At 31.7% G+C, this 12,504-nt stretch carries 11 protein-coding genes; all 11 read right to left on the bottom strand.

The window, feature by feature from the left end:
* Position 1: 1 nt before the first annotated feature.
* Positions 2–1,021 (bottom strand): exostosin domain-containing protein, encoded by a 1,020-nt coding sequence (locus tag G4L40_RS10170; protein ID WP_166237088.1) that lies wholly within the window; start codon positions 1,019–1,021, stop codon positions 2–4.
* A gap of 3 nt (positions 1,022–1,024) precedes the next feature.
* Positions 1,025–2,554, bottom strand: coding sequence for a glycosyltransferase family 2 protein (locus G4L40_RS10165; RefSeq protein WP_166237087.1), 1,530 nt, complete (start codon positions 2,552–2,554; stop codon positions 1,025–1,027).
* A gap of 3 nt (positions 2,555–2,557) precedes the next feature.
* The gene (locus G4L40_RS10160; protein ID WP_166237086.1) at positions 2,558–3,511 is read right to left on the bottom strand and encodes a hypothetical protein; all 954 of its coding nucleotides are present in this window, start codon (positions 3,509–3,511) and stop codon (positions 2,558–2,560) included.
* Between the two features lies 1 nt (position 3,512).
* Positions 3,513–4,661, bottom strand: coding sequence for a glycosyltransferase family 4 protein (locus G4L40_RS10155; protein ID WP_166237085.1), 1,149 nt, complete (start codon positions 4,659–4,661; stop codon positions 3,513–3,515).
* 3 nt (positions 4,662–4,664) lie between these two features.
* Positions 4,665–5,543: a hypothetical protein gene (locus tag G4L40_RS10150; RefSeq protein ID WP_166237084.1), complete on the bottom strand. Its 879-nt coding sequence runs from the start codon at positions 5,541–5,543 to the stop codon at positions 4,665–4,667.
* The gene (locus G4L40_RS10145) at positions 5,543–6,430 is read right to left on the bottom strand and encodes a hypothetical protein (RefSeq protein ID WP_166237083.1); all 888 of its coding nucleotides are present in this window, start codon (positions 6,428–6,430) and stop codon (positions 5,543–5,545) included. Before G4L40_RS10145 ends, G4L40_RS10150 begins: the two co-directional genes overlap by 1 nt.
* Complete coding sequence (locus tag G4L40_RS10140; RefSeq protein ID WP_166237082.1) at positions 6,430–7,863, bottom strand: MBOAT family O-acyltransferase; 1,434 nt, start codon at positions 7,861–7,863, stop codon at positions 6,430–6,432. Before G4L40_RS10140 ends, G4L40_RS10145 begins: the two co-directional genes overlap by 1 nt.
* 4 nt (positions 7,864–7,867) lie before the next feature.
* Positions 7,868–9,262, bottom strand: a complete 1,395-nt coding sequence (locus G4L40_RS10135) for a glycosyltransferase family protein (protein ID WP_166237081.1) — start codon at positions 9,260–9,262, stop codon at positions 7,868–7,870.
* Positions 9,263–9,371: 109 nt separating this feature from the next.
* The gene (locus G4L40_RS10130; protein ID WP_166237080.1) at positions 9,372–10,247 is read right to left on the bottom strand and encodes an N-acetylneuraminate synthase family protein; all 876 of its coding nucleotides are present in this window, start codon (positions 10,245–10,247) and stop codon (positions 9,372–9,374) included.
* Between the two features lie 179 nt (positions 10,248–10,426).
* The gene (locus tag G4L40_RS10125) at positions 10,427–11,584 is read right to left on the bottom strand and encodes an acylneuraminate cytidylyltransferase (RefSeq protein WP_166237079.1); all 1,158 of its coding nucleotides are present in this window, start codon (positions 11,582–11,584) and stop codon (positions 10,427–10,429) included.
* 10 nt (positions 11,585–11,594) lie between these two features.
* Entirely contained in the window at positions 11,595–12,503 is a 909-nt protein-coding gene (locus G4L40_RS10120; RefSeq protein WP_166237078.1) for a hypothetical protein, read from the bottom strand.
* Position 12,504 lies beyond the last annotated feature (1 nt).

The following is a 12,504-nucleotide window of genomic DNA, read 5'->3' as shown; positions in this document are numbered from 1 at the left end:
ATCAAATACTGTTTTCTAATTTAGAAATTGAGATAAAATAAGCCTGTCTATTCAATTGCTCTAAAGCTAATCTTCTATTTTTTTTCTGTATTTCAATCAACTCCTCTTCTGAATGTTTTTCATGAAAAGCTACAATTTGTTCAATATAGTTCTGTGATGTAGCAATTACACAATGATTATTCCAATCTACATGATTATGATAGGGCAAACGAACATCAGTATCTATTAAAACCGGAATTCTTCCCATCATCAATGTTTCATAAAATCGAACCGAAAAATTTCCAGAACCTCGCAAACAAAAAGTGTATAAATTACGCTCAATATTTTCATAAAACTCCAAAGTTGTTTTGCTTTTTTGAGCTTCATTATTCGCACCTGCTCTATATTTATTTCTGTAAATAAAATCTGCATCAATTCTATCAGAAACCCTAAGCTTATCTAACAATTTGAATCGCATACTACTTGACGGATAAAAAGATTGATTATCTGTAAAATCTTTTTTCAGTAATCGCAATAAAACTTGTTTTGAATAAATTAATGCTTCTTTTACCCATTTAGAAAATGAACCATCTGCATTTCCAACAAAACCAATTGTTGGTTTTTCATTTTTAGAGAGTGGTTGCCATTTTGATGTAATAATTGTGCTATAAGGATCATTAACAAAAGATGGCATAACAAAAGTATTTGCATTCATTTTTGAATGAAACCCTCCCAATCTAAAAGTTATCAAATCTTCTTCAATTGTAGTTCCAAAATCACCTCCACTGTATATCCAAACTTTTTTATTGTTTTGCTTTGCAGCAGCAATAAACTGTTCAACCTCTTGTTTTCTATTATTAGATAAATAAAAGCCTAAATCAATGGGTAAAATACAAACATCAGCTTCTTCAATTGCTTCTACCTGCTTAAAGTATTCTTTTACAAGTGGATTTTCCAAATAAAACCAATCAAAAAGCATAGGAAAAACGCGTTTACGATTTTCTGGGGTTATTTCTTTTATATAGGTATAGAATTTCAACATCGATTAAATTTTTTCTGACCATTTTTTACTTGCGTTCCAATGCAAATTTGTCTCTTTTAAAAATACAAAAGGGTTTTGAAAAACATTTTTTTTCCACTTTTTAAAATAAAAAATAGTTTTATACGCATCAACTTGCTCTTTGGTTCTATACTTCAAATAATTTAATAAAATAGTTGGCGATGGAATTGGCTGCACAACATCTTGACTCCACTTGAATACAGGTTTAATTCTAAACCCGCCCATTGGCGCTTTTAAATGGGTAATTGCTGGACTTGGAAAATATACTACATCAGCACCAGCTTTTCTCAATTGCATTCCAAAATCAAAATCCTCTCCATAACAAAACTCATAAGTAGCATCAAATTGTACTTGTTTCAAATAAGAAGATTTTACGAAACTATTTCCTGAACCAAAAATTGTAGTTTGATGAATTGTCATATAATCAATACGCTCATTAACTTGTGGATATGCTGTCGAAAGCACTTCTACTCCATATTGTTTTACATTAGCCAATACTTTTTCAATTAAAGTAGCTTCAAATCGATTGTCATCATCACACATAAAAACCCATTCACTCGTCACTTTAGAAAGCGCTATATTTCTAGCATTACAAGCGCCTGGCTGATGTGTAAACGTATGATCTATGATAAATGGCCAAATTTCTTGAGTAAGAAAGTTCAATTGTGAATTACTATTAAGCGCTGGATTTTGCTCTACTACTATTACTTTTTGAGGCAAATGCGTTTGATTTCGCAAATCGCACAAAACATGATAAACATGCTCTGGACGGCCAATAGTAGGAACAATTACGTCAATTTCTCCAGTTGAAACAACTTGCTTTTTAGAACAAACTTCAACCCTCTCTAATTGCTTATTATTCCATTTTCGGGCAGCAAAAAATAATGCATAAATCAAAGGTAAAATGGAAAGTCTTTTTTCATACATCAAAATATTAAAAAACAGAACAACCAACCATTTCAAACTTTTGTGTTGCTTTACAAATCGAAACAAAATATAGTCTGAACTCGATTCTTGATTAAAACCTATGGAGCGAGTCAATAATTTAGGCTCTGAATAACAAAACAAACCATTTGGCATAGCTCGCTTGGTCAACGATTGCAATAAATAATCAAAAGGTTCATTTTTATTTGGAACTAATTCATTCAAAGCGTTTAACAAACTTGACTTTACTACACCAACTGTAGCAGATACTTGCCAAGTAAAAAAAGAAACATTTTTTGGAATCGATAAAATAGAAGCATGATCTACATACCCAAATCGTGTACTTAGATACTCGTTTATATTTGGATTAAAAGACAATATCATTTTATCATGATGCAACAAAGCTGAAGCCATGTGTGCATCAAAACAAGTATAAGCACGTTCATCACACCAAGCTAATACTTCTTCAGGATATTTTTTAGCCAAATCAAACAAAGTGGCACCAATACTTTTTTTAAAAAGCCCTAAATGATTTCCATCAGCAGTAACTATTTGTGTTACTATCCTAGTATTGTGAACAACTACAATCATCTATTATTGAATTACCTCAAATGGTTTATTGCCTAAAATGGCTGCATATTTTGAAAAACCACTCATGTACATTTTATTTTCTTTTAACAAATATACGCTATCACTCGATGCTATGAAAAAGAAATCGGTTAAGGTTTTGGTATGTGATTCCAAACTGGCATCATTATTTTTGATATCAACATGTTTTGGTGTTCCTTCTAAAACTTTATATGTAGTATTTTTACGAATGTAATCTAAAAATATAACACTATCAGACAAAACATAAACCGAACGATTAGGATACAACAATGCTTTTTGATGAATTTTTTCAACCAATATTGTTATCAATTGCTGTTTTTCCTGTTCTGAAATTAGTTTGACTGAAGAATCTTTAAAATCTCCCATCAAAGAGGTAAAACGAGTATGAAATACCAAATGTTCTTCCTGAGGTAACTTTGAAATTTCTTGTGATAAAAATGTCGATTTTTTAAAGAGTTCATTAAAATTATTTCGCCATTGGTTAGCATGTTGCTCTACTGTGTATTCTGGAAACATAGTTTTAGAATAATCAATATTACAATACACTAAAATTGTTTTTGCTTTAGATTGTTGAATTAATGCCAGCGGATTAGAATCAAAATTATCCATCAAATAAAGAATCTCTGTATCAAATGGATTGTATTGCACTTCTTTTTCTATTTTCCAGTTATGGTCATTTGGTTCAAAATAAACATCTAAATCAAACGGGTGATCAAATCTTATTTTAAAATCACAATTTAGTTGTTTTGCTACTTCATAAAACGAAATCATTCCTTTTATCCTGTCTACTAAACCACCATGTGAAAAAACACCATCAAAACAAATAATGATTGTTTTGGTATCATTAGTTCTTGAAAAAGTAATACGACGTCCATAAAAAAATATCAATCTTACTCTTTTATGCAATTTACTTGCTATTTTTTTTAAGGATTTTAGCATACTAAAGATGTATTTTAGATTCGTAAAATTGAATATTCATTTTTACTACATTTTCAATATCAAATCGCTCTGAAACAAATGAACAAGCCGATGTTCCAAGCTGAGTATATAATCCATCGTTTTGTAAAACAGAGACAATACGATTAGCATATTCTTCATGATGTGAAGGATGCACCAAAAATCCACTTTTTCCATCTTCCATTAATTCTTGTGCCCAACCAATATTGCTATTCACAACAGGTTTTTGCATCGCCATAGATTCTATGGTTACCATTCCTAACGTTTCTGCATAAGTAGGAAACAAACACACGTTAGCTTTTTTAATATACGTTTGCACTTCTGAATAAGGTATTTTTCCTTTATAATCAACTTGTTCAAGTACAGACGAATCAAACGTAGCTTTCACTAATTCCCAAGAAGAAGCACTTCCTGTTTGTATATCAGATGAATCACCACCAATCAAAACCAATTTTGCGGTAGGCACTTGTTCCAATACTTTTTTAAAAATTGCTGGCAATTCAAAAACACCTTTTTTTCTTATAATTGTTCCTATATACAACAACAACCCTTTTTCAAACTGGGCTGGACTTTCATTTTGAAACTGTTTTAAATCCAACCCATAATGAATGGTAGTAATTTGCTGTTTAGACAAGCCAAACAATTGAGCCGATACTTCACCAGCATATTTGGTAGGCGCAATATAGCCTTGCGCATTTCGAACCGCTACCGTTTCAAACAAACGGTTTTTAAACTTTTGTTTACGTTGTTCTAAATGACAAAAATAGGTATCACTACCATGAAAACGAATAATCAAAGGAATATCAAAACGCATAAAAGCTGTTACACCAGTCCAATCAGGTGCTTCTATAATATCTATTCTCTCCTTTTTAACAACCGAATTAACATAGTTTTGAATATACTTTCGATAAAAAAACCACTTTGCAAATCGATATTTTTTATTGGCAATCAAATGAAAAATAACACCATTTTCTTCAAAAACAGCGGCTTGAGGTTGTCCATAAATAAAAACCGTTACACGTATTCCTTTTTCAACTAAGGCAACTACCAAGTTTTTGATACTCGTGCCAAGCCCTCCCGAATGTTTAACTTTCGAGTGAGGATATTCGGGGGTAAGAAAAGCAATGTGCATAGTTTATTTTTTAAATAAATCTTCAATAATTTTAGCAGTAAACAACCTAGCGCCTTTATCATTCAAATGCCCACAAGAAGAAAAGTACTCGTCTCCATCAACTATATGTTCATATTCGTTAATTTCAGGATATAACTTTTTTACTTTTTTGAAATAACCCATTCCTTTTACATTAGAACACATAGGCGTGGTCACTGCAATCAGATTGATGTTATTACTTTTACAAATTTGCTTAATTTCTTCGAAATAACGGTTACGTAATGGCACTAAACTTTCAATATTATTTTTCATATTCGCCTTTGGATTAAATCCCAACGGATAATAACCATTATTTGCCAATACATTCGTAGGTTCGCCAATAGCCGTTTTATAAAAAGCCCTTAATCCAACTTTTGCATCAAACTGAATATAGCGATAAAAAGGAACATAATACAGTTCGGCAAAATCGGTTTCATTTTTAAAATGGTCAGCTATAGTTTTTGATTGATGCATAAAAGGCATAAAACGACCAAAAGTACCATCATCACGCTTTTCATTACATAAATTCAAATCGGTTTCTATAATGATGTTTTTAATCTTCCACCCGCGCTCAACCATCAATTTCAACAGCAATGAAGTTTCAAATAAATGTGCACCACTCATCCCATAATTAAAAGTCTTCAATCCTTTTTCCGCAAACAATTCCGAAACAAAATGATTATTAGCTCTTGATGTCCCTAAAATAATCACATCGTAATTTTGAGGTTTCGAATTGATAACATTTTCTACTTTATTTCTAATTTTCGATTGTGCAAAAACTGTGGTATAAATAAAATCCAATACAATTGCTGACAGCAAAAGCACAACTATAATTTTTCCGATAAAGAGAAAAAACGCCTTCATTACTTTGCTTTTGTTGGAAAGAAATCCTCTATGATTTTTGCAGTAAAAACGCGAGCACCAGCTTCATTCATGTGCCCACAAGTAGAAAAATATTTATCTTCTGTTACTACATTTTCATAATTATGCACTTCGGGATAAACATTTTTTATGGCCTCAAAATAGTTTATTCCTTTCACATGCTCACACATAGGTGTACTCACAACTATTAGATTGATACCATTGTTATTACACAACTTTTTAATTAATTCATAATCTTTGTTTTTCTTTGGCGTATATTTAGTTAAATCATACTGCATGTTAAGTCCTTCACCTTGTAAAGCATAAAAACCTTCATTTAACACACTTGCCGAAGATTTATGAATGGCTGCAAAAACCATTTCTCTAAAACCAATTTGAGAATCATACTGAATGTAGCGATAAAAAGGCAAATAATACAACGACTGAAATTCTGGTATAATTTCGCCATAATAATTAGCAACCGTTTCATTTGACTTAAGATAAGGCATAAAGCGAGCGCGTGTTCCATCAGAATAGCCTTCAGTATTGATATTCAAATCAACTTCAAGAATTATATTTTTAATATCATATTTTTTGGACAACATTAATTGAAGCACTAGAGCTGATTCTTGTAGCCTAGAACCACTCATGCCATAATTATAAGCCTTTAATCCTTTTTCTATAAATAATTGAGGTACAAAATGATTATTAGCTCTTGAAGAACCTAACATGATAACATCAAATTCTTTAGGCTCACCATTTAAAATATTTTCAATTTTATTTCTTGTAGTAGACTTTGAATACACATAAGAATAACCCAAATCCAATGCAAAAGCAGAGAGCAAAAGCACAACCATAATTTTTCCGACAAAGAGAAAAAATACTTTCATTAGAATTGGAAATAAATAAATTCTTTATAATCTGAATACACACCTAAAGCTAATAAAGCCATAATAGCCAACGTTACTTTTATCCAAGATGCTTTTCCTGACAAAGGTTCTACTTTTGATCGATTGAACCATTCTACTCCTACAAAAACGAAAACCAAAAGTAAGAGTTCAAAATTGTATCGTTCATTATTCAAATATTGGCTTTCAAAATGGAAATCAGTAAACATTCGTTGAAGATATCCAATAGCCTCAGTTAAGGATTTGGCTCTAAAAAAAATCCAAGCCAACGTACTCAAAGCAAATGTCCCCAGAATATTCAAAATAGTTTTTAAACTACCAATATCCCAACCCATTACTATTTCGCCCATATTGGAACGATTTTTATTTTGAAGCAACAAGGGTAAGAAATATATCGCATTGATTAATCCCCAAACGATATAAGTCCAATTGGCACCATGCCAAAACCCACTGACCAAGAAAATAATAAACGTATTTCTTACTTTCATCCACATACCACCTTGACTTCCTCCCAATGGAATATACAAATAATCGCGAAACCAAGACGACAATGAAATATGCCAACGGCGCCAAAATTCTGCAATATCTCGAGAAAAATAAGGATAATTAAAATTCTTTAATAAATCAATCCCAAACAATTTGGATGTCCCTAGTGCGATATCGGAATAGCCTGAAAAATCCCCATAAATTTGGAAAGCAAAATACACGGCTCCCAATGCTAATGACAACGAATTCATCGATTCGTAATGATCAAAAACAGCGTTGGCATAAGTAGCACAACTATCAGCAATAACCACTTTTTTAACCAATCCCCATATAATTTGATAAACACCTTCTTTGGCTTTCTCTAAATCAAAATGGCGTTTAACTTTTACTTGTGGCAATAAGTGCGTGGCTCTTTCAATTGGCCCAGCAACTAAAAGCGGAAAATAACTCACAAACAGTGAATAGTCTATAAAATTGCGTTCGGCTGTGATGCGTTTGTAATAAATATCAATCACATACGATAAGCCATGAAACGTATAAAACGAAATTCCTACTGGAAGAATTAATTTCAATAAAACTGGATTAGTATGGAATCCAAAACCTTGTAATAAATCAGCAAAGGATTGGGCAAAAAAATCATAATATTTAAAAACGCCTAAAAACCCTAAGTTAATACCAATTGTCAACCACAACCACAATTTACGCTTTTTATCAGTCGTACTATTTTCCATCATGATGGCACTAAAGTAATCCAACAACGTAGAAAACACCAATAAAAACAAAAAACGCCAATCCCAACACGAGTAAAAGTAATAACTCGCAACGATTAGCACTGCGTTTTGAGTAGTTTTATTTTTAGCAAAAATGAACCAATAGAATAAAAATACAATTGGTAAAAATATAGCGAAAGATAAGGAGTTGAAAAACATACTTTTATTTTACAATTGCATTAATGCCTTCCCAAATATTTTCAGAAGCTTTTGTTGGCTCATTTCCTACAACCACATCAAACCATTTTTTTCCCACTGGAACATTAGATTTATTTTCGTCTAAAATAGCTTTTACAATTGTAGTTAATTCTTTTTTGTTATGTACAAATAAAGCCGCTTCATTATTAGGCATTGAACGGAAATGAATGTATTTATAGTTTTGTCCTATATCACGAATTCCTTTTTGTAATTGCGGTTGTTCGTAATCAAAAAACAAACACGATTTATCATGTGCAACAAAATCAAAAACCATGGATGAGGCAATGTTGCCAACAAATTCTGTATGATGACAAATATTAGCTTGCAATGCAAAATCTTCCTTAGTTGGCATAATTTCATTCCAACTTGTTCCAACTGGTCGCCATAAAGGATCAATAGAAATAATAACATCGTCATATTTTTTTAAGACAGCATCATATCTATCTGTAAAATCAACGGGGCATTTTCTATAAATTATGCCTAAATTATAACCTAGTTGGTTTAACTCACGAACCGATACAGCTAAATCTTCTAAATAATATTGATCTAAAGGTGAGGTAACGATATCATCACCCGAAAAACAAATATATCTTGTACTTAAATTTAAATGATGAGTATTATAAAAATCTTCTTTCGATTGCAACAAACTTACATCAAAATGACTTTCAAATTGCGGTGTCCCAGTTACAAAAACCTGTTCTGGTTTTACATACGGACAATATTGTAGTAACTCATTTTTCATGTAATCACTCCAAACAAAATAATAATCAGGCTCGATTAAAGTGGTTGCCTTGGGTAAATTATCCCATGAAAAAATAAAGGAAGCTGTTGGAATTCCTAAATCTTGAGCCGCTAATATTGGTGCAATGGCTTGAGTAGGTCGTGGATTCGTACAGAAAACAATATCCGGCTTATGTTCTAATAATTGTTTTTTACAATACTCATATTTTGCAGTTGAACGCTCCAACTTTTTAATTTTTTCACGTATTGAAACAACGCCTCTTTCAGAAGATTTTGTAGCTACTAAAAAATCTACATACAAACTTTTAAAAGCATTTTTTATTCCTTTATAAGATTGTGGAAAATTATAAGTATTGTAGACTGTTTCTTTGAATTTCTTATCAAAAACATTTAATTCACTTCTTTTACGGGCACGTGTAAACACAGTGGTCATAGGATGTAATTGTTGATTTTCGATAACTAATTCATCAAAACCTAATTCATCTTTTATTTTAAAAGGAGTGTTATTCCAATACACTATTTCATAGCCCAAAGCTTTTCCTATAGTATTAAAATTAGTCAACGCAAAATTGCGCAAACCCACACCATCTGGCAAAAAAATAAAAGCCTTTTTATTCATTTTTAAATTCATTAAATAGGGAGCAAATATAGTATTTATTTCATTTCTATAAGGCTTTAAAACTAATACACCTAAGAAATAAAATCCCTTCTTACGAAGGGATTAAATATTATACTTTTTTATTTTTTAATTTATCTCGTTGTACCTGTTCAATTGGCAAAATATCTTGGCTTTTAAAAGTTAAGGCTTTAGAAACCGCTTTTAAATCTCGGCATAATTTGCGCAATCCTTCTGGCTCTAACGATGCTGCATGATCAGTACCTTTCCAAGTTCTATCAATAGTATAATGGCGTTCGATAATATTTGCTCCTAAAGTGTAAGCAGCAACATCTACCGCAATTCCTAGATGATGCCCAGAGAAACCAATATGTTTTACTTTATCTCCGTATTTATCTAGCAATAAGTTAATGTCTAACAAACAAACATCTTCAAAAGGAACTGGATATCCAGAAGTACAGTTATATAACACCAAATCTTTGTTACGCCCTTTTGAAGTAAAGAAATTAACCAAATCATCGGCTTCTCCTTTAGTAGTCATCCCTGTAGAAATATGAATTTCACCTTGATAATTATCACACAGCCAACCTAACATGTCATAATTATTGTTACAGGCGGAAGGAATTTTAATAAATTCAGGATTTAAAGAAGCTATTTCTTTAGCCGAAGTAGTATCCCAAACAGAAGTTGAATACACAATACCAATTTCTTCACAATAGGCTTTTAATTCGGCATGTTGATTAACATCAAATTCCAAAAACTCTCTATGTGCTCCATAAGTATCTCCATAAGAGTTTGCTGGATTTGGATGCGGTGCATTATACTGCTCTTCAGTTAGCAATTCTACATTATTACGCTTTTGAAATTTTACTGCATCGGCATTACAAAAAATCTTTGCGATTTTGATTAGTTCTTTAGCAATTTCCATTTCGCCTTTGTGGTTACAACCAATTTCAGCGATTACATAAGGGGCTTTATAAGTGTTCATTTTCATACAATTAGTAAGGAAAGGCAAAGAAAAATAATTTTATCGAATAATCACAATGTTAAGTGATTATTATTTGGTTAATTGTGTTTAGAAAGAACTTCTATTCTGTCAAACTAAAATAATTTCACACAAATATATAACCAATTAACTCAAATGTCAGAGTGTGCCTGTCGAAGTCTTTAAAACCTTGCATTATACTTCATGATCCACTCACAAACTTCTCTGATAGCACCATCAGCAGAATTATTAGTCAAAGTAAAATCTACATTTTGTTTTACAACAGCAGTGGCATTAGCTGGAGCAAATGACCAACCTACCGTACAAAGATTTGCCAAATCATTTACATCATCACCCACATAAGCTAAATTAGCCCATAAAGTTTGTTGTTGGTCTATAAAATTTTGAAGGAATGAATATTTATCTTTAACACCTAAAAAAGTATGCTTAATTTGTAATTTCTGCATGCGCTTAGCTACCAAATCTGAATTTTCAGAAGTAATCACTACAACTTCTACTCCATTTTGTCTCAAAATTTCCAAGCCCATACCATCGCGCATATCAAACTTTTTCATCAACTCGCCTTCAGCACCATAATACACACAACCATCTGTAAAAACACCATCAACATCTAAAACCAAATAATTGATTCGCTGTTGTGCTTTTAACGATTTTTGTCTTGCAGCTACTAAATTCTCAACCATTGTCCAATCGCTCAAACTATCGATTTCCACAAGTGTTTCTTCTGGCATTTCAACCAAACCAATTTTACCACTCACTCTATTTTTTGAACTTATAAAAGCATCTTTTGTAGTCATATAAATCGCTCCATTTTCCACCAATAAACTATCAAAATCTTGACGACGCGGGCGATTAAAAACATCATAATTTTGAGGAGTACCATCAGAATTCCAAGTAAAACGATGTGTTTTTACTACAGACAATACAGAAACATTATTTGGAACATACATATTTACAATGGCTTCATTGATATTTTCAGCTGTTGTTAATGGCGAAGTAGCTTGCAACAAGCACAACATATCAAAATTATAGTTGATCTTTTCTGCAAATTCAAGCATAGCACTTTCTGTTGATGCGGTATCATTTGCATTAACATCATCACGCAGTAATCCTTTTACTTTTGTAGTCCAATGATATTCTTTTTCTACATAATTTAATATCTCTTCATCATCTGTAAACACATAAACCTCATCCAAATCGGAAAAAATAGCTGCGCCCAAAACCCATGAAAATAAAGGGCGACCTAATAATTTTTTTTTATTCTTTCCTGGAATCCCTTTCGAACCTTTACGAAGTGGTATAATGGCTACTTTTTTCATGTATTTGAAATTATTTTTGTGGCATTTGATTTAAAAAAGCACTCAACTCACTTGTAAAAATGGCTGCTCCTTTTTGATTCAAATGCGATTCATCGTAAAAATACAATTTATTTTGATAAACTGAATTGGTAGTGTCGTAAATAAAAAATTTGGAGTTAGGAAGTGCCAAATCGCGGATTCTATTTTCAAAAGCTTTACTATGTGCCACAAAATTAGGTGAAAAGGCAAAAACGACTTGAATATTATTAGCCTCACATTGCTTTAAAATAGATTGATATGCCGCTTTTTTAACTGATGATTCCTTGGCTATACTATAAGATGGAATTTCATACTTATAGGGCTTAGTATACTTTGTATCTTCAAAATTAACTGGCATAGAGCCACATGGAAGTATAGAATCAAATTTTGTTGGTTTTCGTTCTAACGCAAAATTAGTTTTATTCAATCGTGACAAACACATAAACCAAGAGGTAAAATTTCGATCGCCTCTACGAATCAATTCCTGATTAATATAATTGTATTTTACCAATGGATACAACCTATCCAAACGATACGTTATTGAAGTTGTTGGAATTAATTCAAGCGATTCATCGACTGCAAAAATTATAGTTTTTGGCTTTTTGTTGTATTTCAATAATGTTTTTAAAATAAATTCATGAAATTCCACATCTGAACCTGGGAAAGCTATATTATAAGCTGATTGCTTTGTTTCTTTTTCTATTTGACCTGCAATAATATTCATTGCACCACGTGAAGAACCTAAAACGATGATATCTTTATTAATTTTTCCTTGCAATAATAATTCAATTCGGTTATCCACCTGATAATTAGGCGACACATGAATAAAAACATAAAAAAGCTTATCAATTATAAAAAAGATAGCCGCAAATAAAAGTAGCTTAAGTAAAAACTTTTTCATG

This window comes from Flavobacterium celericrescens (genome assembly GCF_011392075.1).
Lineage (GTDB): Bacteria > Bacteroidota > Bacteroidia > Flavobacteriales > Flavobacteriaceae > Flavobacterium > Flavobacterium celericrescens.
Note: the sequence above shows the minus strand (reverse complement) of the source record. Positions and strands in the feature narration are given on the sequence as shown.